Below are 22,965 nucleotides of genomic sequence, written 5' to 3' on the forward strand. Positions count from 1 at the left end.
TTGTTCTTGCTACGCGCTGCGGACCAACGCGCTCCCTCCGGCGGAGTATGGAGTGGTGCGCGCAGATATTCCAGATGAAAAATCATGCAGTAACAGCAGACGCCTGCCGTAGGGTCAATCGCGCCACAGGGTTGGTGTAATCAGTGCGACGATCGCCAGGGTTTCCAAACGGCCAATAACCATTGCGGCGCAAACTGTCAGTTTGGCTGCACCTGACAGATCTATAAGTCGAATGGGGACATCAGTTGCCAATTCAATCAGCGGCCCAGTTGTGCTCAGCGCCGCAACGCTCAGCACCATCGCCTGCTCAAACCCGACCCCCATGGCGGCCAGCAGCAAATCGAACAGAGCCAACGTCAAAGCAAACATCATCAGGAAGATCCAGGCGATGAAGGCCCCGTCGCTTTGGATACGTCGGTTGCCTCCGCCTTCGCCGCTGACAGAAGACGGATAGATCAGTCGGTCAATTTCGCGCTTACCATTCAGATAAAGTGCAAAAACGCGCAGCAGTTTGACCCCTCCTGCGGTTGTTGCAACACCGCCGCCAATCAACGCCAAACCCATCAGGATCAAACCAGGTGTCCCGAGGCCCGATAGTTGCTGCGCATCGTTCCAATTCGCGCTTTCAAATCCGGCTGTTGTCAGGAAAGACATTCCAGTGAACACCATTCCCCAGGCCACGTGCAACGCCTGCACAATCTCGATCTGAATACCAAGCTCGGCCGTTCCCGCCAGAACTCGGATAAACAACAATACCGCAACCGCCAGCACGATAAAGATACCGATCCGAAACTCAGGGTCTTTGTCCAGCCGCGAATAGCCCGAGGTCGCTGTATCGGTCGAAAAGGTCAGCCGCGACAACGCGAAGAAAAGGAACAGGAACATGATAGCTTCGCCGGTTATACCTGCTGTTGATCCTTCCAGCCCGCCCACAGGCGAAATACCCGAGGTCGCCATCACCGACATTGCGTGACACACTGCGGTTAAGCCTTGTTCGCCTGCGATCAGCAAAAGAACCCAGATCACCGCTGTCAATCCGGCATAAATCGGAGCCAAAGCGCGCGACACGCGGATCAGATGGCCTCTTGGATCGGTCTTTTCGCTTTGGGCAACGCCCGAGACCGGTCGACCAGGTTGCCCTTTTGCGGTTACCTCAAATCCACCCAACGACAAAGGCGCGAGGATGGCCGCTGCAGAAATCCACATCAACAGCCCCCCCATCCATCCAACCAAAGCGCGCCACAAATGCAGCGGTGCAGACAGACGCTGGGGATCCGGGAACAGGTCAGCGCCGGTTGTTGTCAGCGCACTGACCATATCAAAATAAGCATTTAGAAAACTGGTTGTTCCCAGTGCATCATGAAACGGTATGGCCAGAAAGATCGGCAACAAGGTGAACGCGGCAAGTAGAACCGCCAATTGGCCAAGCGTCCCGCGCCGGGGTTTTCGGTTCGACATCGCAAGCGCAATGATCAAGACAGCGAACACACCTAACAGCCCGGAATAAAAGAAAGATCGTGAGGTATCGTGATCATCCAGTGCCAGCGCGTAGGCAGCGGGAATCCACATCGACAGCGCGACAATTCCCCAGATCATCAGCAACAGCGGTAGTCGCCGCAATACTCCGATCCGTTGCTGTCCACGTGCCTGCAACATCAGAAGAAATCGATCGAGACCTGCATCAGACGTTCAACCTCGGGCACGTCTTTGGCCATAGCAAAGATTGCTACGACATCCTTCTCGTCAATGCGGAGGCTTCCAGTTGGGCGCAGCACCTCGTCGCCTTTGCGGACGGCACCGACCAATACGCCCTCGGGGAAATCAATATCACGCAGCTTTTGCCCCGCCATCGGAGAAGTCGACAGGACTTCGGCCTCAATAACTTCGGCTTCGGCGTCGCCAATAGAATAAACCTGACGCACCCGACCGTGACGGATGTGGCGCAGGATCGAACTTACTGTTGTCGCACGCGGATTGATATAAGCGTCGATTCCCAGCGGCCCCATCAGGGCGACCATACTGGGGTCATTGATCAAAGCGATGGCCAGCGGGCAGCCCTCGCCCTTGGCACGCACCGCAGCCAACATGTTGGTGCGATCGTCGTCTGTGACTGCCAGCATCGCATCGGCGCGTTCAATACCTGCCTCGCTCAGCAAAGACGAATCCAGACCGTCGCCATTCAATACAATGGTGCGCTCCAGCCCCTCGGCAGCGATTTCAGCGCATCGACGGTCGCGCTCGATGATCTTGGCGCGGACGCGGCTTTCACGTTCTTCCAGCGTGCGCGCAACTTCCAACCCGACATTTCCGCCACCCACGATGACGACTCGATCTTGCTGACGTTGGGCTTTGCCGAACACCTCCATCGTGCGGTCCACATCCTTGACGCTGGTAAAGACATAGCATTCGTCGCCAACAAACAGCTGATCCTCGGATTCAGGCGCGAACAACGTCCCTTCACGACGAACACCAACAACGATTGAACTGAGCGTCGAGAACAAATCAGTCAGCTGGCGCAGAGGCGTGTTGACGATTGGACAGTCTTCTTCAACCCGAATACCCAACAGCTGCGCCTTACCGTCCATGAAAATCTCGGTATCGAAAGCCGACGGAGCCGACAGACGGCGCATTGCAGCGGCAGCGACCTCGCGTTCAGGGCTGATTACCACGTCGATGGGAAGATGATCGCGGCGATAAAGATCGGAGTGGATCGCTTCGAGATAGGATTTAGACCTCAGACGCGCGATCTTGCGCTGGATCGAAAAAACCGAGTGCGCCATCTGGCAGGTGACCATGTTCACCTCGTCCGAATGGGTCGCAGCAATGATCATATCAGCGTCGCGGGCCCCTGCCCGGTCCAGTACATCCGGATAACTGGCGAATCCAGCGATCCCCTGCACGTCCAGCGTCTCAGTCGCGCGACGCACCAGATCAGGGTTGTTGTCGACCACCGTTACATCGTTCAGTTCGCCCGAAAGGTGACGCGCAATCTGCCAGCCCACTTGGCCGGCACCGCATATGATGACCTTCATACTCTTGGCCTTTCTGCCTGAAATCTTTGAATGACAGATGCCCCCAAAGCGGTCAATTGAATTGTCATGGATGACAAGCTGAGCCAAAGTAACTGTATGAAAACAATTCTGCCCGTTCTGATTTGCTTGCTGACACTATCTGCCTGTGGTCCGCTTTCGCTGTATTACCGAGAGGGCGAAAGCGTTGCCCGCATGCAGACCGAAACCACGAACTGTCAGGTGAAAGCTCTTAAAGACGCCCCTGTCGCCAATCAGGTCCGTCAGAGCCCACCGGTATACTGGCCCGGGCGCACCTATTGTGATGGCCGTGGGCGTTGCTATCGCAACCCTGGATGGTGGGAACCCGGACGGATCTATACCGTTGACGTGAATCAGGGGCTAAGAAACAAGGTCGAGGCACAGTGTATGGCACAGAAAGGGTACCGCCCGGTCAGCCTGCCGCCTTGCAAACAAGGTGTCAAATCGCGGGTTGCACCCGCACGTACCACAACTCTTCCACCACTGAGCACTGAGTCGTGTTTCGTGAAGTTTGAAGACGGGTCATTTCAAATCATCACCCCAGGACAGGCCGGCTGATTTGCGACGCTTGGCCAGTGCGAGATGAGCAAATATGGCGATGCCATAGAATGCAGCCACGGCCAAAAACATACCGACCTCTTTTGCGCCCAAAAGAACTGCCAGTAAAACTGGCGTCCCTAGCAGATTTCCAGCATTCCCCATCTGCGCCATTGCGCCGTAGCTTAACGCCTGGGTCTCGGCTGTGTCGTTCAACTCGGGCACAGCAGCGAAACTACCGCCCTGAACAAGCCCAAGAACCGCAAACAATGCGATGCATCCGAAGGCAAGCGGCGCCCCCAGAAACAGCGAAATGATCGTCAGAATCCCCATGGCGAATCCCAGATTCACGACACTGACGCAGGACAGCACGGTCAAAAGCAGCGGTACCATCAACCATGACAACACGATCCCGGCCAACGGCATCAATGCTGCGATCGATGCACCCTGCCCTTCGGGTAAGCGCCCCGGCAGAATTGCCAGAAGTGAGACGAAAGTGAGCGTGTAGAAGAACCATCCGATCGCCGGAGCCGAGATGAATGGCGAGCGATAGGTCCTTAGGTGCACACCAAGCAAAGAAGATAAACTCCACCTCATACCGGCTGGCTGAGCTATGTCGATCTTCAATTTGCTGAACGCTATCAGCGCGGCAATCACCAACATCAATCCGCCATGCAGGGCAAAATACACCGGCAATCCATAGCGGTCGACAATTGGCACCCCGAACCAGGCATTCAACGCAAAGGCTACGCCAAAAAACGTACTCCATAGCACCATAGAGTTGTACCTAGCGCGACCAGTTGTGATCTGTGCAATCAAGGTCGGTGCCGCGACAACAATAGCAAGATGGGATAGCCCTTCGACCACCCGGCTGAGCAACATCAATTGGAATCCCGGCAGACTTGCTTGAATTAATGACAATGCACCCCCAAGAACCAAACCCGACAAAAGCAGACGGTTTGGCCCGATCTGCGCCGCAATCGCACCCGACATCGCACCCAGCGCTGCTCCCATCAGGCTGATAATCGATAGCAGCCAGCCAATCACCGCCGCATGATCGGGATAAAGCAATCCAATGTCAGCAAACGGAACGGCGATCTTGGCAAACTGGGTCGCAGCCCCGAGGCCTGCGAACCAAATCAGCATTACTTGCAGAAATGTGCGGAAAGAGTCGCTCATGAACTCGGTCTATCGCGACCTACACACCAGCGGAACGCATAAATTATGCGGCACCCTCTCGCCGACCGCTCACCAGACGAACCGGGGTGCCATCCGAAAGATACAATCGCTCCCAAACGATCCGTCCGGCGCTGATTCTGATTTGGTCATGCACGGCTTCCGAGGTCAAAAAGGCCTTGGGCGCAGGCGAGTGCAAATCCCACCAACCATCGAGTTGCAGTTCCGCCTCGGCCTGTCGGATCTCATCCGTCGCAAATTGCCAGAGTGATACACCCAGCAACGCGTGCTGAGAGGTTTTCCAATCTCGTGCACGACTGGCCGAATAGGCAAGGCAAGTGTGTGTGGCTTCTTCTACAAGGTGTAGGCACTCGGACGAGTTTACCACCAGACGTTTAAGCGCGGAATCTTGTGCCTTTGCCGGACCAAGCGCCGCAAAAACAACCTGTTGAACATGGGCCGAAGGGGTTTGGCCACCATTTTCCCACCGAGAAATCGTGGCCTGATCAACCTCGATCAGATCAGCAAGGGCAGATTGCTTCAGGCCAACCACGCGGCGCAGCCGTTTCAGCCGCTTTCCAAAGGCTGGAAAACCAATGGAAACGGCTGTGGTCTTCGAGCAATCTACGGTCATTGAAGCAAATCACTCTGCGGGTTCGGGCTCATCAATCTGCGCCACTCGCGCACCTGACTTGTTCGAGGTCACGACCCCCAAGGACTTGAGCTTGCGGTGCAAGGCGCTGCGCTCCATGCCCACGAAGCTGGCAGTGCGGCTGATATTACCACCAAACCGATTGATCTGCGTCAGCAGATACTCACGTTCGAAGGCTTCGCGGGCCTCGCGAAGCGGCAGCGTTGCCAGAGCACCGGACAGGACCACCCGTCCGGTTTCATCTGCCTTCTCTTCTTCATTGGGCAGTTCGCGTGCCTCAATCGGGCCGGTACTATCCCCAAGGATCAGCACCCGTTCGATCAGGTTCTTGAGCTGACGCACATTGCCCGGCCATGTCATCGTTTGAAGCAGCGCGACGGCCTCATCGGAAAGTTCACGCACTGGCAGGCCCTGCGTGTCGTTGCACATCTCGATAAAATGCTGCGCCAATACCGGTATGTCTTCGCGGCGCTCTTCCAGAGATGGAACTGCGATCGGTACAACGTTCAGACGATGATACAGTTCTTCGCGGAACCGCTCTGCTGCAATTTCCTGTTCCAGATCGCGGTTGGTCGAAGAGATGACGCGCAGATCAACCCTCACTTTGTCTGACCCGCCGACGCGCTGGAACTGCTGATCGACCAGCACACGCAAGATTTTGGACTGCGTCCCCAGCGGCATATCAGCGACTTCGTCGAAATAGACAACCCCGCCATGGGCCTCTTCCAGCAGGCCTGACTCGACACCACGCTCAGATGATTCACGGCCGAACAGAACCTCTTCGACCCTCTCAGGCTCGATCCCGGCGCAGTTTACCGTGACGAATGGTGCATTGGCGCGATTGGAATGGGCGTGGATATAACGTGCTGCGATCTCTTTGCCCGAGCCCGCCGGACCGCTGAGCATGACCCGACCATTGGACTTGGTCACCTTATCCAACTGCCCCTGCATCGCCCGGAACGAAGCCGATTTGCCGATCATATCGGAACAGCTGACTTCCTGCCGTTTCAACGAAGCATTCTCGCGGCGCAGGCGCGAAGTTTCCATCGCGCGGCGGATAACCACCATCAACTGATCAATATTAAAAGGCTTTTCGATAAAATCGTATGCCCCCTGTTTGATCGCCGCGACCGCAATCTCGATATTGCCGTGCCCGGAAATGATCACCACCGGCACATCCGGGTTGTCGCGTTTCACCGCCTTCAGGATGTCAATCCCATCCATACGACTGTCTTTCAGCCAGATATCCAGGATCAACAGTCCGGGAGGTTCGGCATTGATCGACGACATGCACTCATCCGAGTTTGCCGCCAGCCGTGTGGAATAGCCTTCGTCCTCTAGAATATCGGACACCAATTCGCGAATATCGCGTTCGTCATCTACGATCAGAATGTCGCTCATCTTTGGCCTGCTTTCAGTTTGTTTGTTTTAATCGCCTGTTTTTCCGGCGCATCTGTCGGGCCGCCTGAGGCCCCGGGAAGACGAATGACAGCCATCGCGCCGTAATGGTCCTGTCCGTCAAATGTGGGCGCATCTTCTAATGTCAGCGCTCCGCCATGTTCTTCGATTATCTTTTTGACGATAGGCAGGCCCAAGCCCGTGCCTTCGTCACGCGTGGTTACATAAGGTTCAAACAGCCGCGCCCGATCTTCTGGCAGGCCGATGCCGTTATCGGCAATGGTGATCTGCGTTCCCGCATCGTCATTGCTGACCGCCACCTTAATCTGAGGTTCAAGATTGTCCGGGGCGCCTTTTTCTTTCAGCGTTTCAATAGCCTCGCCCGCGTTCTTGATCAGGTTCGTCAAGGCCTGGCTCAACATGGTCGAATCCACATCCGCCAGAATAGGCTGTTCGGGCAGATCCGCGTCGATCTGAACATCGGGTTGGCCCGCCTGCTGCAACAACACCGCCTCACGCACCAGCGTCACAATGTTTTCTTCGCGCCGCTCCGGTTCGGGCATCCGCGCGAACTTCGAGAACTCATCGACGATCCGTCGCAGATCATTGGTCTGACGCACGATCACATCTGTCATCGATTCAAGGCTGCTGCAGTCCTCTTCATCCAGCTTGCGCGAAAACTTGCGTTTGATCCGCTCGGCGCTCAGCTGGATCGGGGTCAGAGGATTCTTGATCTCATGCGCAATGCGACGGGCCACATCGCCCCAAGCCGCCATACGCTGTGCACTGACCAAATCGGTCACATCGTCAAAGGCCACAACGTAGCCTTCCAAGCCGCCATCTTCACCACGACGCGTCGCCATGCGTACCAGCAAGTTCTCTAACTGACCCTTTCGAGTCACTTTCACTTCGCCCTGAACAGCCTCTTGCCCGCTGTCCTTGAGCGTCTCGAACAATGGCAGGAATTCGGGCACGGCTATGCCTATCGCAAGATGATGCTCACCGCCCGACCAACCCAACAGGCGCTCTGCGGACCGGTTCACAAAGGTTACGCACCCTTCGGAATCAACGCCCACTACCCCCGACGTCACCGAACTGAGCACCGAGTCGAACAACCTTCGGCGGCGTTCGATCTGGCGTGTATTCTCCAGCAAGGTATCGCGCTGCCCCTTCAACTGGCGAGTCATCTGATTGAAGTATCGGCCCAGCATCGCGATTTCATCATCGCTGGCCTCCTCGATGACCTGAACGCTTAGATCACCTGCACCGACCCGTTGCGCAGCCGTTGTCAATCGCCCTACGGGACGTGAAAGGCGCTCGGCAAACCACATGCCGAGTGACATAGCCGCCAAAATCAGGATCACCGCGAAGCCCAGATACAGAAGACCGAACTCGAACAGTACCCGACCACGCTCACTTTCGAGCTGACTGTAAAACTGTGCAGTCTCTTTGGTCTCATCCAGTAGCGTCAAAAGCTGTCCGTCAACCTCGCGGCTGACATATAAATATCGGTCCAGATAGGCCTGCAATGGTACAAGCGCGCGGAACTCGCTGTTCTCCCAATCTGCAATAATCGCCACACCCTGATCATTGGCCTCAATCATCTCTTCGGGCGTCGGTGCCTCGTAGTCGAACAGGTAGGATCGATCACCACGCGACCGAATTTCAGCACTGCCATCAATCACATAGGCCTCACGCAAACCGCGTTGAATCTGGGACTGCCCCTGCGCCAGAACCTCACGCAATTCGGCATCTGAGATGTAGTAATCTAGTGATCGCGCGTTATCGAGAAATCGCGCCAGAACGATCGCGTCCTGCGTCAGCCCTTCGCGGTGCTCTTGTTCGTAGGCTTCGGCGGCCGTAAGAGATGACCCAACAACCTGCCGAACCCGATCCGAGAACCAGCCTTCAAGGCCGATATTCACCGTGAGCCCTGCAAAAATTGCAACCGTAACTGTCGGCACCAGAGCCAGCAGCGTAAACGCGCCGATCAAGCGCAGGTGAAGCCGTGAACCCGCTGATTTCGCACGTCGGGCAGCGATCAAACTGAACAACTGCCCCAGCACCAACGCTGCGACGACCAGCACATAAACCAGATCGGCCAGCAGAATCAGCCTAAGCGTCGGCGCAGCCGCACCTAGATCAAAGGGACCAATGACCAGATAAGTTGCCAGCGTCAGAATGGGGCCCAACACGACCAGACCCAAGGTACTGAAATTGCGCATCCTCCGGGACTTGCGCCACCGGTTGATCGATAGGATCGGCCCGTTCTGTGCCCGGGTTGCCACCGTCTGCCCTCATTCTGATGTGCCGCTTGCACGGCTTACCGCCATATGTCGTGGTCGTTCCCGGGGTCGAACCCGAATGCCACGGTTTGTGTGGCGATATTACATCAGTTTGCGGCGGCGTGTCACCTGAATATCGAGGTCGGTAATCTTTTTCCGCAACGTATTTCGGTTAATCCCCAGAAGATCAGCACATTTTGCTTGATTTCCACCGGTCGCATCCAGCGCAATTTCGATCAGAGGCGCTTCGACTTCACGCAAAATACGCTGATAGAGCCCGGGCGGTGGTAGGATATTCCCGTGCAAATCGAAGTAACGCCGCAGGTGACGCCCCACCGAAGCAGACAGTTTTTCACGCTCGCCATCCCCCAGAACCGGCTCAGCCTCAGGCTGACTGCCCAAAACCATCTCAACTTCGGTGCGCGAGATTTCTTCTGCACGGCTTGTCAGGCTGAGACGACGGATGGCATTTTCCAGCTGCCGGACATTCCCAGGCCAGGAATATCGGCGCACAAGTTCCACAGCTTCAGGGCTGAGGCGGCGTTTCGTCCCGCTTTCGCGCTCTTCCCTCGCAAGGAAATGGTCGGTGAGCAACGTGATATCATCAACGCGTTCTCGCAGAGCAGGAACATGTACCGTCGCACCGCAGAGACGATAATAAAGGTCCTGCCGCACGCGGCCACTCTCCATGGCGTCAGTCAGGTCAGATTGGCTGGTGGCCATGAAACGCGGCACATGATCGCCCGGAGTGTCCATCATGCGCACGATCCGGGCCTGTATCTCGTCATCGATATCGGCGATCTCATCGATCAACAGCGTGCCGCCCCGCACGCGCGCCATGACTCGTGCCGGACCTTCCAGATCACTTAGATCAGCGGCAGTCGCGGTGACAAACGGCAGAGTTCGACGGTCTGAAAAATCGTGAATAGCGCGCGCAATCAATGATTTACCTGTACCACTTTCACCCGATATCATCACTGACAGATCGGTGTTCATCACCCGCGCCACGAGACGATAGAGCGCTTGCATAACTGGGGTGCGCCCAACAAGCGGCAACTCGTCTGGACGATCTTCGCTGGCTTCGACAGGCTCAGCCTGAGCATGCTGTTTCTGATCAAGCGCCCGTGCGGTCCGCTTCATCAGATCAGGCAAATCGAAGGGCTTGGGCAGATAGTCATAGGCATCCGCCTCGGCAGCCTGAATGGCCGTCATGATGGTGTTCTGGGCCGAGATCACGATGACCGGCAATCCAGGACGATCCTGTGCGATCTTTGGCAACATCTCGAGCCCGTTTCCATCCGGCATCACTACATCCGATATCACCACGTCGCCCTTGCCTTCGGCCACCCAGCGCATGAGCGTGGTCAGCGAAGATGTGGCATGCACCTTGCACCCCGCCCGCGTGAGGGCCTGTGTTAGAACCGTGCGAATCGTACGGTCGTCATCGGCAACCAGAACTGTGCCATCCATCAGATGCTCTCCTTGTCGTTTGTGCCCTGCGGTGCGCGCCGCAGAGACAGACGGAATACCGTGCGCCCGGGCGCCGATTCCGCTGATATCCATCCGTCGTGGTCGGATATGATCTTGCTAACCAGCGCCAGCCCCAGGCCGGTTCCGTTTTCTTTACCCGAAACAAACGGATCGAAAATCTCGCCCTGAATTTTCTCCGGCAATCCGGGACCGTCATCGATGATCTCGATTTGCAAAGGCAGCGAGTGACCGGAACCATCACTGCGACGCAGCCGGAACGAATGTTCGAAATAGGTGCGAAGCCGGATTATGCCACTGCCATCAGCAGCCTCAGAGGCGTTCTTGAGCAGATTCAAAATCACCTGCAAAAACTGGTCCGGATCTCCGTATGCCAGTGGCAAAGATGGATCGTAATCCTCAACAATGGTCATATGAGCGCCAAACCCCAGCAGCGCCGATCTGCGCGCGCGGTCCAAAACGTCGTGTATGTTGACTGGCTTGAAATCAGGCTGAGACAAGTTTCCGAACTGTTCCACCTGCTCCAGTAGCTTCACAATACGACGACTTTCCTCGACAATAAGATCTGTCAATTCAAGGTCTTGCTGTGAGATATTCATGCTGAGCAACTGTGCCGCACCGGTGATCCCGGCCAGAGGGTTCTTGATTTCATGCGCCAGCATCTCGGCCATGCCAATGGCCGATTGCGCCGCCGACTTCACGGTATTGCCTCGGGTCATCCGCCCAGACAATTCACGTGGTGAGATGATCATAATCATGGATCCGGGATGCCCCATTAATGGCGCGATCTGCAGGGCACATTGCAGCGGCGCGCGATTACCCGAGCCCACATCCACATCGTTCACGAACAGGGGCGTGCTCTGCTGACGGGCGCGTATGAAAGCCTCTTCCAAGGGCGCATCGACTGCGATCTGATCCCAGACTGGATGCCCGATTACAGCTTTGCGCGAAGCGTTCAGGAACCCCTCACCCGAAGAATTGACATCCGATATGCGGTCGTCAGGATCGATGATAAAGGCCGGAACCGGCAGCGAGGTCCAGATGCTCTGATCCGAGGTCATGCCGCCACCTCTGCCGAGCTGTTCAAAGCATCGCCCAGTAGCTGCAGAACTTCATCCGGATCGCGTGATGTCAGTACTGCGCGCCGTAAGGTGGCAGGCGTCCGGGCCTCATCCATGTACCATCCCAAATGCTTGCGTGCGACGCGCAAGCCCAGCTCAGTACCGTAGAATGAGAGCATCGCCTGATAGTGGGCGCGCACCATCTCGATCAGGTCGGCTCCCACCGGAATGTCCGGAGCTGCAGCTCCATATAGATCGTGACAGATCTGCGCCAGCAGCCATGGCTTACCCTGCGCGCCCCGGCCCACCATCACGCCATCCGCACCAGACTGCACCAGCGCGGTTTGCGCGGCCTCCGTATCAATAATATCCCCATTTGCGACGACCGGGATCGAGACCGCCTCTTTCACCGCCCGGATCGCCTGCCAATCTGCCCGACCTTTGTAGAACTGACAGCGCGTACGCCCATGGATGGTGACCATCCGGATGCCAGCATCCTGCGCCCGTCGCGCCACATCCGGCGCGTTCAGCAATTTGTCATCCCACCCCAGGCGCGTCTTCAACGTGACCGGTACGTCCACGGCATCCACCACGGCCTCTATCAGCGTCAACGCGTGATCCGGCGTCTTCAGCAGGGCTGAACCGGAATAGCCGTTGGTCACCTTCTTTGCTGGACATCCCATGTTGATGTCGATCACTCGGGCGCCCCGGTCGACGACCTGCCGGGCAGCCTCGGCCATCCAGTGCGCCTCGCGACCGGCCAATTGCACCGCCGTGTTCTCAACATCCGCCGACAGTTCTGCCCGTTCACGGACGCCTGGTTTGGCCTGCACCATCTCTTGGCTGGCAACCATTTCGCTGACCACCATGCCTGCACCGAAGCGCATCACAAGATCCCGAAAAGGCCGGTCGGTGATTCCGGCCATAGGAGCCAGCAGCACCGGCGGGGTCAGGTCCTTCTCAGCAAGACGCAGGGTCAATGTGCTTAATCCTTGAGCAGTTGCGCTTTTAATATCGAAATTGCAGCATATGAACAACAAATCGACGGCATTCAAGCCCGCTAAATCATCAGTTGCTTAATTTTTAGGCAGATTGACGTGGGTGATTGCCTCTGCATTCACAGCCCCCTAAACAATGCCCAATCAGGAGAACCCGCAGATGACCACAGCCGCCATCATCGTCGCCGCCGGGCGCGGCCAGCGCGCCGGAGGCGGAGTGCCTAAACAGTGGCGCGCTTTGGGTGGGCAGCGCGTGGCAGATTGGACCATTGATCGCTTCAAAGGGCTCGTCGATCATATCGTTCTTGTTCTGGCGGAAGACGATACATCTGCCTGGGAAGAATTCTCTGCAACAGACCTGATTCTTGCACCAGGTGGCAGCGACCGGGCCGGATCTGTGCATAGCGGCTTGCAGGCGTTGGAAGCACACAGCGTCGAAAAGGTCTTGATCCACGATGTCGCTCGTCCCTGTGTCAGCGCGAGGGTAATCCGGGATGTGCTGGCTGCGCTCGATGCACATCCTGCAGCGGCTCCGGGTTTGGCCGTCACTGACGCACTCTGGACCGCAGATGGATCGGTGGTGACAGGAACACAGGATCGGTCTGCTCTTTACGCCGCGCAGACGCCGCAGGGGTTTCACTATGGCGCGATCACAGCCGCCCACGCCTACCATCCCGGAGGCGCGGCAGATGACGTCGAAGTTGCACGTGCTGCCGGGATTGATGTGACGATCATTCCAGGCGACGCGGATAACCTGAAAATAACCCGGCCCGAAGATTTCGAACGGGCGGAACGCATAATGGGTATGAACATGGATGTAAGGCTGGGCAACGGCTACGACGTGCACCGATTTGGAGGCGGAGATCACGTGATCCTGTGCGGTGTGAAAGTGCCGCACACACGCGGACTTCAAGGTCACTCGGACGCCGATGTGGGAATGCATGCGGTGACCGACGCGATCTATGGTGCACTGGCGAAAGGCGATATCGGGCAACACTTCCCACCCTCCGACCCGCAGTGGAAGGGTGCGGCCAGTGAGATTTTCCTGCGCCACGCCGTCGAGCTTGCCGGGCAGATGGGTTATGCGATCTCGAATGTCGATTGCACGCTGGTCTGCGAATATCCCAAGATCGGCCCTCATGCCGACGCGATGCGTGCCGAGATGGCGCAGATCATGGGCCTGCGGACCGACCAGGTCTCGATCAAGGCCACCACATCCGAGCGGCTGGGCTTTACCGGTCGCAGCGAGGGGATTGCGTCGCTTGCGACTGCCTGTCTGGTGAAGTCATGATCGCGGCGCGCTTGATCGGAACCGTCGGCGGCGTCGGCTATCTGCGCCCTGCCCCCGGAACCTGGGGATCACTGGCCGCATTGCCACTGGCATGGGTTCTGCACACACTGGGCGGCTTTCCCCTACTGGTCATCGCGACGTTGGCAGCATTCTTCGGCGGCCTCTGGGCTACGCGTGTGATGACGGCAGGACAGGATGATCACGACCCGTCCGAGATCGTCATTGATGAAGTCGCAGGTCAGTTCATCGCAATCTGGGCGATCTCCTACCCGTCATGGGCCCATGGGATCGATATCACGGCGCTCTGGCCTGGCTGGGTCGCAGGCTTCCTGCTGTTCCGACTGTTCGACATCACCAAACCCGGCCCTATCGGTTGGGCCGACCGGCGCGGTGATCCGATGGGTGTCATGCTGGACGACGTGATCGCGGGCATCTTTGCAGCCGTCGGCGTCGTGATCCTTGCTGGCATCGCGCATGGGGTGATGGGCCTATGACCGTGATCGACCTGTTGAACCGCGCCAAGGCGCAGGGTGTGATGATCGCAACGGCCGAAAGCTGCACCGGCGGCATGGTCGCCGCCGCACTGACTGACATCCCAGGCAGCTCAGACGTGGTCGAGCGCGGCTTTGTCACCTACACCAACACCGCCAAACAAGAAATGCTTGGCGTACACGTCGACACGCTTGAAGCCCATGGTGCCGTCTCGGAAGAGGTTGCACAGGAAATGGCCGAAGGTGCGCTGCACAACTCACAGGCGCAACTGGCAGTCTCGATCACCGGCATTGCGGGCCCCGGCGGGTCCGAGCACAAACCCGAAGGCCGTGTTTGCTTTGGTTTGGCAGCAGATGGCCAACCGACCCGCACCGAGACTGTTGAATTCGGTGCTCTGGGGCGTGAAAACGTGCGCAAAGCCGCTCGCGATCATGCATTACTTATGCTGCTGAGCAGCGTTTCGTAGTCTGCCCAAATTTAGGGCAAATACGCCCGATAGGCGCAAAATTGATCACCAGTTGAAAAAAAGCCGCCTAAACGGGCGGCTTTTTGTATTGCTGCCTCTTTTTTCCCCACCTCAGCTCGGCTTCAACCCGCTCCACACCACTCACGCGGTGTCGGAGGTAGATGTGGTTTGTCTATCCGACGCCCCAATAGGGAAAGGAGAGCGGCCCATGAACGGAGCCGATACAGCGTGGATCATTGTGGCAACAGCACTGGTCCTGTTCATGACATTGCCGGGTCTTGCCCTGTTCTATGGTGGGCTTGTACGTGCCCGAAATGTACTCAGCGTTTTCATGCACTGCTTCTCGATTGCTTGTTTGATGAGCATTCTTTGGCTAGTCGCAGGGTATTCGATCGCCTTTGGACCGGGTGAAAGCGGCCTCTGGGGCGGTCTTGGCAAAGCCTTCCTGAACGGAGTGGACGCCGATAGCCTTGCGGGAACCTTACCCGAGATCCTGTTCTTTGCCTTCCAGATGACCTTTGCCATCATCACCCCTGCCCTGATCATCGGCGCATATGTGGAGCGTGTTGGCTTTGGCTTTGTTCTCACCTTTTCGGCGCTGTGGATGTTGCTGTGCTATGCGCCCGTTGTCCATTGGATCTGGGGCGGCGGCATGCTGGCGGATGGAGGCATTCTTGGCGAGATCGGCGTGCGCGACTTTGCGGGTGGCATTGTCGTCCATGAAACTGCCGGCCTGGCCGCGCTGATCATCGCAGTTATCCTCGGACCGCGACGCAATCGCACGACACCTCCACATAACCCCGGCTATGTCATGGTGGGTGCTGCAATGCTGTGGGTCGGTTGGTTCGGTTTCAATGGCGGCTCACAACTGGCTGCCGACGGCGGCGCGGCGATGGCCATGACTGTCACCCATCTGTCTGCCGCAACAGCGTCGCTGACATGGGCGTTGTGGGAACGCATCCGTTTTGGCAAAGCCTCGATGGTCGGCCTTGTAACTGGCACCATTGCTGGTCTGGCGTCGATCACCCCGGCCTCGGGTTTTGTGGGTCCGGTTCAGGCTCTGATCATAGGAGCAGTCGCAGGTATCCTGTGTCAGGAGGCCGTCAATGTGATCCGTAACAAGCTGAACATCGACGACACGCTGGACGTTTTCGCCGTTCACGGTGTCGGGGGTATCTTTGGTACTCTGATGATTGCGCTTTTCGGTCTGGGAACTTGGACTGCGCAACTGGGCGGCTTGGTCATCGTAGGTGCCTTTACGGCAGTTGTCACGATTGTGTTGGTCAAGGTGGTTGCACTCATCACCCCGCTTCGCGTAGACGCCGAGACTGAAACAAACGGGCTCGACCTCTCGGTACATGGGGAACGCGCCTACGATATGAGCAGCTAAGCCCACCTTGGCGCTCTGCCGCCCGTAAGGGCAAAGCGGACCTCTTGGGGGTCCGCTTTTCTTTTGGTCAGCCCCCTCGACTCTGGGCCAGAGGTCGGGCTATCAGCCAGCGACACCCTTCCAGCCCAGAGGTTTGCGCCATGATCCCCAGTTCTTTCCCCGACAGCACCGAAATCGCCCGCCTGACTGCGCGGATGCTGCTGGAGATCAAGGCGGTTCATTTCAACTCGCGCGAGCCCTTCACGCTGGCATCCGGCCTGCCCAGCCCGACCTATATCGACTGCCGCAAGCTAATCTCCTACCCGCGCATCCGCTCAACCCTGATGGACTTCCTGACTGTCACAGTGATGCGCGACGCAGGGTTCGAGGCATTCGACAACATTGCAGGCGGTGAAACTGCGGGTATCCCGTTTGCCGCCATGGTTGCGGAACGCATGGCGCTACCGATGACCTATGTGCGCAAGAAACCCAAAGGCTATGGCCGCAATGCCCGTATCGAGGGCGCGATGACCGAGGGCGAACGTGTGCTGCTGGTTGAGGATTTGACCACCGATGGCGGCTCGAAACTGTCCTTTGTCGATGCGATCCGTGAGACGGGTGCGACCTGCGGCCATACAGCAGTAATCTTCTACTATGGCATTTTCCCTGAAACCGAGAAGACACTGGGCGATCATGGCGTAAAGCTGCACAGCCTTTGCACCTGGTGGGATGTGCTGGCAGAGGCTAAGGTGCAGAAAGCGTTCGACAATGAGACGCTGGACGGGGTCGAGGCCTTCCTCAACGACCCACGTGTATGGCAGGAAACCCACAAAAGCTAACGCAACGGCATCTGTGTGCGCCTTGGAAACAATGATCGCACAATGCGATCCAATCGCACAATATGTTGACGAACAACCTCATCATCCTTCAATATGATGGGGTCTGGAGATATGCACAGCCTATCCCCAAAAACATACAATTTGCCCCGACTCACGGGGCTCGGCTATGGAACATGCCCAAGGGGCATAGAGAGCAGCAATGAACGAGATCAGCAGTATCGAGCAGGCAGCCGCACAGATTCAGAATCCGGAAACAATGCCGCACTCCATCGAGGCCGAGCAGCAGCTTCTGGGTGCGATTCTGACGAACAACGATCTGTATGATCGCGTCGCATCGATTATTGGGGCTGAGCATTTCTTTGATCCGGTTCATGCGCGCATTTATGAGGTCGCCTCGACACGCATCGCCAAGAACGCGTTAGCCTCACCCGTGACGCTAAAATCTTTCATGGCGGAAGATGAGGGTCTGAAAGAACTGGGTGGTCCGGCCTATCTGGTGAAACTGGCTGGCGCTTCAATCAGTGCCTTTGCGGTGCATGACTACGCCCAGATGATCTATGACCTTGCCATCCGACGCGAATTAATCCGCCTGGGCCGGGACATTTCGGACAAGGCAGCGCGGGTCGATGTGGCCAGTGAACCCAAGGAACAAATCGTCGAGGCCGAACAACAGCTCTATCAGTTATCCGAGCAGGGCCAGACCGAACAAGGATTTCAATCCTTCCTTAAGGCGGTCACAGAAGCCGTCAACGTCACCAACGAGGCGTACCAGCGCGGTGGCGGTATGGCGGGGATTTCCACCGGTCTGGCCGATCTCGACAAGCAATTGGGCGGGTTGCACCCATCCGACCTGATTATTTTGGCCGGGCGTCCGTCGATGGGTAAAACCTCATTGGCGACCAACGTCGCGTTCAACGTGGCCAAGGCTTACAAGCGCGGGCAGAAACCCGATGGCAGCGAAGGCGCAGTTGACGGCGGTGTCGTCGGGTTCTTCTCGTTGGAGATGAGCGCCGAGCAACTCGCGGGACGTGTACTGGCCGAAGCCTCAGAGATTTCTTCGCACAAGATCCGCCAAGGCGACATGACAGAATCCGAGTTCCGTCGCTTTGTGGATGCGGCCAAGGAACTAGAAGCCTGCCCGCTGTTCATTGACGACACCCCCGCCCTCCCGATCTCTCAGCTTGCAGCACGTGCGCGGAGGTTAAAGCGTACGCATGGGCTGGATTTGCTGGTCATCGACTATTTGCAGCTTTGCCGAGGCATGTCTGATAACCGGGTCAACGAGATTGCCGAGATTTCGATGGGCATGAAAGCCATCGCCAAGGAACTGAACATCCCGGTCATTGCCCTGTCACAGCTCAGCCGTCAGGTGGAAAACCGAGACGACAAGCGCCCACAACTGTCAGACCTTCGGGAATCGGGATCGATCGAACAGGACGCTGACGTGGTCATGTTTGTATTCCGCGAGGAATACTACAAAGAACGCGAAAAGCCCGGCGATCACGAGTTGGAAAAGATGGAAGAGTGGAAGCAGGCCATGGAACGCCTGCATGGCAAGGCCGAAGTCATCGTCGGCAAGCAACGCCACGGCCCCATCGGCACGGTAGAGCTTTCGTTTGAAGCCCAGTTCACCCGCTTCGGAAATCTGATAAAACCTTGGCAGCAGGAAGGTCAGATCGATGGATATTGACGTTTACCAAATCTCAATGAACTAATCCTGCCATGCGGTATTCTCTTCAACCTTTGCCACGTCGCGTCATACTCGCACGCCACTACGGACATCGGCGCAAACGCTTTGCGGGATAGATCGGGGGCACGCTTCGCCCCTGAAACCGTCCCAACAAAGCGAGAGAGAAATGACAGAATTCACAGAAGTCCCGGTCGTGCGACTGGGTAAACGATCTGACGAGGAAATCGCCGACGATTTCCGCGTTGCCTACGGAACAACCGGCTTTGGATATATTGTTGATCACGGTATCGACCAATCCCTGATTCAAGCTGTTTTCGAAGCCTCCTGGCAATTTCACGCATTGCCATTGGCCGAAAAACAAGCAATCGCGGTCGATACAACCCATCGCGGCTATATTGCCATCAATACGTCGACTGATGTGAACTCCTCCCTCGCTGATGTCACCAAACCAAATCAATCCGCCAGTTTCATGATGATGCGCGAGGACGCATCCGTTGACCCGAATATCTATCTCTCTGGCCCCAATCGCTGGCCAGAATTGCCGCAGTTCCGTGAAACACTTGAGACCTATTTCGAGGTCATGTCCGGATTGGGCCGCCGACTGATGAGGATTGCACTTTTGGCGTGCGGGGCCACTGATTTCTCGATCCTATCGGCCTTTGACGAGCCTACTATCTGGTTGCGCCTTCTGCACTATCCACCGCAGCCCAAGGCCAGTCCGGACGACCTGTTCGGTTCTGCGCCGCATACGGATTTCGGATGTCTGACCTTGCTGGCCCAGGATCAGGTCGGCGGATTGCAGGTTCAGACACCAGCGGGAAACTGGGTCGATGTTCCGACAAAGCCGGATGCGTTTGTGGTGAATGTGGGCGACATGTTGCACCGCATGAGCAACGGTCAACTCATGTCAACACCTCACCGCGTTATCAATCGCTCAGGACGTGAACGATACAGCGTTCCCTTCTTCTTTGATCCGCATGTGAATACAATCGTTCAACCTCTACCTGGCACTGGTCATCCCAGGTACAACCCCCTGATATTCGGAAATTTCCTGCGTTCTGAGCTAGAAGCAGCTTATGAGGCGCACAAACCAGGCAAAAATTAGATCAATCCCCCCCTTGACGTCGGCCGCACAATGGCATGAACAGCTTTTATGAGTACCGCACATCTTACGATTAATCTGCACGCACTGACACATAACTGGCGTGCGCTCGACGCAAAAACCAACGTCGAAACCGGGGCTGTCGTAAAGGCCGACGCCTACGGATTAGGTGCCGAACCCGTCGCTTGGGCTTTGGCCGAAGAAGGGGTGCGCAAATTTTTTGTCGCTGTCGCCGAAGAAGGTGCGGTCGTACGTGAGGCGGTCGGCCCCGGCCCACTTGTCGCGGTCTTTTCAGGCCATATGGAGGGCGATGCTGATCTGTTGCGCAATCATGCTCTGACACCTCTGATCAACTCCCCCGAACAGTTCAAACGCCATCGCAAGGCCTTGCCCGATCACCGCTTCGGCATTCAACTTGACAGTGGAATGAACCGTCTGGGGCTTGAACCTGCTGATTGGGCAGAACTGCGCCATGAGGCCCTAGCGCAGAATCCGCTAGTGGTTATGTCTCATCTGGCTTGCGGGGATGAACCGGAACATCCGATGAATCGGCAGCAGTTGCGGACTTTCAAACAAATGACTGATGGTGTGGATGCACCGCGTTCGCTTGCAGCCACCGGTGGCACATTGATGGGACCCGAATTTCACTTTGATTTCTGTCGTCCGGGGATCGGCCTGTATGGCGGGCTGCCCTTTGCCGGGGCCAAACCGGTTGTGACCGTCGATCTGCCCATCATTCAGGTGCGCGATGTCTCCGTCGGCGAAACCGTAGGCTACGGAAACAGTTGGACCGCGCGCCGCCCGTCCAAGATCGCAACCGTGGCAGCAGGTTATGCCGATGGGCTACATCGTGCCATTGGCGGCGGCATTGACGCATTCGCTGGTGATCAGCCCTGCCCGGTGGTAGGACGTATCTCGATGGACTTGATCACCGTGGATGTTACCGACTTGCCATACACTCCTGAACGCCTGCGTATCCTGAACGGGCACCAAACCGTCGATGATCTGGCCGAAGCCGCCGGAACCATCGGTTATGAGATACTTACCTCACTCGGCAGCCGCTATTCCCGAGGCTACGTGGAATGAGCCCCATCTCATTGCTGGGTGAGCTGGGACGCGCCATACTGAACATGCTGGCGGCGTTTGGCCGCGTCGCGCTATTCGCACTCGACGCGGTTTCACATATTTTCCGACCTCCGTTTTATCCACGCGAGTTCGGCATTGCCCTGCTGAATATCGGCTGGCTGTCCCTACCCGTGGTCGGCCTGACCGCCATCTTCACCGGCGGCGCACTGGCGCTGCAGATCTACGCCGGTGGCGCGCGTTTCAATGCCGAGGCCGTGGTGCCCCAGATCGTCGCCATTGGCATGGTGCGAGAGCTTGGACCGGTGCTGGTCGGCCTGATGATCGCCGCCCGCGTGACGTCTTCGATCGCCGCCGAGATTGCGACGATGAAAGTGACCGAGCAGATTGATGCATTGGTCACGCTCTCCACCCACCCGATGAAATACCTCACCGCCCCGCGTGTTCTGGCCGCACTGATCACCGTGCCAGCGTTGGTTGCGGTCGGAGATATCATCGGCATCGCAGGCGGCTACACCGTGGCCACGCAAAATCTGGGCTTCAACCCGGCGGCCTACCTGAAAAACACCGTCGATTTCCTTGAAGCGCGGGATATTGTTTCGTCACTGGTCAAAGGTGCCGCCTTCGGCGTGATCGCCGCCATCATGGGCTGCTACTACGGCATGTCCTCGGGCCGTGGCGCACAGGGCGTGGGCCGCGCCACCAAAGGATCGGTCGAGGCCGCCGCCGTCCTGATCCTCGCCGCCAATTTCGTACTCACAGGGGTGTTCTTCTCGCTATGATCCGGATGGAGAACGTACATAAGGCCTTTGACGACAATCACGTCTTGCAAGGCATGAACCTTGATATTCCCCAGGGCACCTCGATGGTCATCATCGGCGGTTCGGGTACCGGCAAATCCGTGGCGTTGAAATGCATCCTCGGCCTGATCAAGCCCGACAGCGGCATGATCTATGTCGACGGCAAGGACGCCCAGAAAGGCGACCGCGACGCGTTTCTGGCGCGTTTCGGGATGCTGTTTCAGGGTGCAGCGTTGTTTGACTCCCTGCCCGTCTGGCAAAACGTCGCTTTCCGCCTTCTGCGCGGCTCATTGAAACGCCCTGCGGACGAGGCGCGCGAGATCGCGATCGAGAAACTGCGCCGCGTCGGCCTGAAAGCCAACGTCGCCGACCGGCTGCCTGCCGAGCTGTCGGGCGGCATGCAAAAACGCGTCGGTCTTGCCCGCGCCATCGCCGCCGAACCCGAGATTATTTTCTTCGACGAGCCCACCACCGGGTTGGATCCGATCATGTCCGGCGTCATCAACGACCTGATCCGCGAAATCGTCACCGAGATGGGCGCCACCGCGATGACCATCACCCACGACATGAGCTCGGTTCGCGCGATTGCCGACAACGTCGCCATGCTGCACGGAGGCGTGATCCAATGGACCGGACCGGTCGGCCAGATGGACGCTTCGGGTGATCCCTATGTGGAGCAGTTTATCAGCGGGAGCGCTGAGGGGCCGATTGAGGCGGTTCGATGAAGGCTTCACTGCACAGGGTATTGTGACGTCGAGGTAAGTTGCAAAGATGCTTATCTTAATTGCAATACTATTGTTTTTGCCAACTACAGCCGCATGGATCTCTGTCTCACTTGGTCACAAAATCAAAGAGACCACCGGTCATAAGGAAGTCGGTCAGATTTTGATCTGGGCACCCATTCTTTGCTGCGCTTGGATAACACTTTCAATAATTGTGCTCTTTAACATCTCTAGCTTCCCTGAAAGCGTTAAGTTGCCGATGTTAAAAGGAGAATGGCTGGAAGTTGTAGTGAATGCACCGGTCATCCTTAGCGCCGTTGCAACAATTGGTGCAGCTATATTCGCAATAACCAAACGGCTCTACTCCGTTCATGCAGCTATGACCGTTATTTTTTGTATTCCGGTTATACGGATGTTTTTTAGGTATTCTTCAGAGTTTTTTGGATGATTCATTCTTCAGCTATCT

Annotated in this window: 21 protein-coding genes; 12 read left to right on the forward strand and 9 right to left on the reverse strand. The window is 57.0% G+C overall.

The features are described 5' to 3' along the window. Positions 1-114: 114 nt before the first annotated feature. Together G7G_RS0108275 and trkA are read right to left on the reverse strand one after the other, a co-directional pair. Positions 115-1,656, reverse strand: a complete 1,542-nt coding sequence (locus G7G_RS0108275; RefSeq protein ID WP_010440341.1) for a TrkH family potassium uptake protein — start codon at positions 1,654-1,656, stop codon at positions 115-117. Beyond that, positions 1,656-3,032, reverse strand: a complete 1,377-nt coding sequence (gene trkA / locus G7G_RS0108280) for a Trk system potassium transporter TrkA (protein ID WP_010440342.1) — start codon at positions 3,030-3,032, stop codon at positions 1,656-1,658. Before trkA ends, G7G_RS0108275 begins: the two co-directional genes overlap by 1 nt. Before the next feature lie 96 nt (positions 3,033-3,128). Between trkA and G7G_RS0108285 the strand changes: the two genes are divergently transcribed. Continuing rightward, the gene (locus tag G7G_RS0108285) at positions 3,129-3,608 is read left to right on the forward strand and encodes a hypothetical protein (RefSeq protein WP_010440343.1); all 480 of its coding nucleotides are present in this window, start codon (positions 3,129-3,131) and stop codon (positions 3,606-3,608) included. On the opposite strand, the gene G7G_RS0108290 is transcribed toward G7G_RS0108285, so the two are convergent. From G7G_RS0108290 to dusB, 7 genes are all read right to left on the reverse strand, one after another. After that, on the reverse strand, positions 3,573-4,766 hold the full coding sequence (locus G7G_RS0108290; protein ID WP_010440344.1) for an MFS transporter: 1,194 nt from the start codon (positions 4,764-4,766) through the stop codon (positions 3,573-3,575). The genes G7G_RS0108285 and G7G_RS0108290 overlap by 36 nt on opposite strands. 43 nt (positions 4,767-4,809) lie before the next feature. Then, positions 4,810-5,397 (reverse strand): helix-turn-helix domain-containing protein, encoded by a 588-nt coding sequence (locus tag G7G_RS0108295; protein ID WP_010440345.1) that lies wholly within the window; start codon positions 5,395-5,397, stop codon positions 4,810-4,812. A gap of 9 nt (positions 5,398-5,406) precedes the next feature. Then, on the reverse strand, positions 5,407-6,816 hold the full coding sequence (ntrX, locus tag G7G_RS0108300) for a nitrogen assimilation response regulator NtrX (RefSeq protein ID WP_010440346.1): 1,410 nt from the start codon (positions 6,814-6,816) through the stop codon (positions 5,407-5,409). Next, positions 6,813-9,038, reverse strand: a complete 2,226-nt coding sequence (locus G7G_RS0108305; RefSeq protein WP_010440347.1) for a sensor histidine kinase NtrY-like — start codon at positions 9,036-9,038, stop codon at positions 6,813-6,815. Before G7G_RS0108305 ends, ntrX begins: the two co-directional genes overlap by 4 nt. Positions 9,039-9,200: 162 nt before the next feature. Next, positions 9,201-10,568 carry a response regulator gene (locus G7G_RS0108310; protein WP_010440348.1) on the reverse strand — a complete coding sequence of 456 codons (1,368 nt, stop codon included), beginning with the start codon at positions 10,566-10,568 and terminating at the stop codon, positions 9,201-9,203. After that, positions 10,568-11,647: a two-component system sensor histidine kinase NtrB gene (locus tag G7G_RS0108315; RefSeq protein ID WP_010440349.1), complete on the reverse strand. Its 1,080-nt coding sequence runs from the start codon at positions 11,645-11,647 to the stop codon at positions 10,568-10,570. The genes G7G_RS0108310 and G7G_RS0108315 overlap by 1 nt, the downstream gene beginning before the upstream one ends. Then, positions 11,644-12,627 carry a tRNA dihydrouridine synthase DusB gene (gene dusB / locus G7G_RS0108320; RefSeq protein WP_037321038.1) on the reverse strand — a complete coding sequence of 328 codons (984 nt, stop codon included), beginning with the start codon at positions 12,625-12,627 and terminating at the stop codon, positions 11,644-11,646. The genes G7G_RS0108315 and dusB overlap by 4 nt, the downstream gene beginning before the upstream one ends. Before the next feature lie 178 nt (positions 12,628-12,805). Between dusB and G7G_RS0108325 the strand changes: the two genes are divergently transcribed. The 11 genes from G7G_RS0108325 (at position 12,806) to G7G_RS0108380 (ending at position 22,947) form a co-directional block, all read left to right on the forward strand. Next, a complete protein-coding gene (locus tag G7G_RS0108325; RefSeq protein ID WP_029621840.1) occupies positions 12,806-13,936 on the forward strand; it encodes a bifunctional 2-C-methyl-D-erythritol 4-phosphate cytidylyltransferase/2-C-methyl-D-erythritol 2,4-cyclodiphosphate synthase in 1,131 nt (376 codons plus the stop codon). Further along, a complete protein-coding gene (locus G7G_RS0108330) occupies positions 13,933-14,430 on the forward strand; it encodes a phosphatidylglycerophosphatase A family protein (protein WP_010440352.1) in 498 nt (165 codons plus the stop codon). The genes G7G_RS0108325 and G7G_RS0108330 overlap by 4 nt, the downstream gene beginning before the upstream one ends. Continuing rightward, the gene (locus G7G_RS0108335; protein ID WP_010440353.1) at positions 14,427-14,894 is read left to right on the forward strand and encodes a CinA family protein; all 468 of its coding nucleotides are present in this window, start codon (positions 14,427-14,429) and stop codon (positions 14,892-14,894) included. Before G7G_RS0108330 ends, G7G_RS0108335 begins: the two co-directional genes overlap by 4 nt. 208 nt (positions 14,895-15,102) lie before the next feature. Next, on the forward strand, positions 15,103-16,284 hold the full coding sequence (locus G7G_RS0108340) for an ammonium transporter (RefSeq protein ID WP_010440354.1): 1,182 nt from the start codon (positions 15,103-15,105) through the stop codon (positions 16,282-16,284). 140 nt (positions 16,285-16,424) lie between these two features. Continuing rightward, a complete protein-coding gene (locus tag G7G_RS0108345) occupies positions 16,425-17,102 on the forward strand; it encodes an orotate phosphoribosyltransferase (RefSeq protein WP_010440355.1) in 678 nt (225 codons plus the stop codon). 199 nt (positions 17,103-17,301) lie between these two features. Then, the gene (locus G7G_RS0108355) at positions 17,302-18,792 is read left to right on the forward strand and encodes a replicative DNA helicase (protein WP_010440356.1); all 1,491 of its coding nucleotides are present in this window, start codon (positions 17,302-17,304) and stop codon (positions 18,790-18,792) included. A 166-nt stretch (positions 18,793-18,958) separates the two neighbouring features. Next, on the forward strand, positions 18,959-19,897 hold the full coding sequence (locus G7G_RS0108360; protein ID WP_010440357.1) for an isopenicillin N synthase family dioxygenase: 939 nt from the start codon (positions 18,959-18,961) through the stop codon (positions 19,895-19,897). Between the two features lie 48 nt (positions 19,898-19,945). Then, positions 19,946-20,980: an alanine racemase gene (gene alr, locus G7G_RS0108365; protein ID WP_010440358.1), complete on the forward strand. Its 1,035-nt coding sequence runs from the start codon at positions 19,946-19,948 to the stop codon at positions 20,978-20,980. Then, complete coding sequence (locus G7G_RS0108370; RefSeq protein ID WP_010440359.1) at positions 20,977-21,759, forward strand: MlaE family ABC transporter permease; 783 nt, start codon at positions 20,977-20,979, stop codon at positions 21,757-21,759. Before alr ends, G7G_RS0108370 begins: the two co-directional genes overlap by 4 nt. Next, complete coding sequence (locus G7G_RS0108375; RefSeq protein WP_010440360.1) at positions 21,756-22,502, forward strand: ABC transporter ATP-binding protein; 747 nt, start codon at positions 21,756-21,758, stop codon at positions 22,500-22,502. The genes G7G_RS0108370 and G7G_RS0108375 overlap by 4 nt, the downstream gene beginning before the upstream one ends. Positions 22,503-22,548: 46 nt before the next feature. Further along, positions 22,549-22,947, forward strand: coding sequence for a hypothetical protein (locus tag G7G_RS0108380; protein ID WP_010440361.1), 399 nt, complete (start codon positions 22,549-22,551; stop codon positions 22,945-22,947). Positions 22,948-22,965: the final 18 nt, after the last annotated feature.

Origin of the sequence: Ruegeria conchae, assembly GCF_000192475.1 — a bacterium.
Classification (GTDB): domain Bacteria; phylum Pseudomonadota; class Alphaproteobacteria; order Rhodobacterales; family Rhodobacteraceae; genus Ruegeria; species Ruegeria conchae.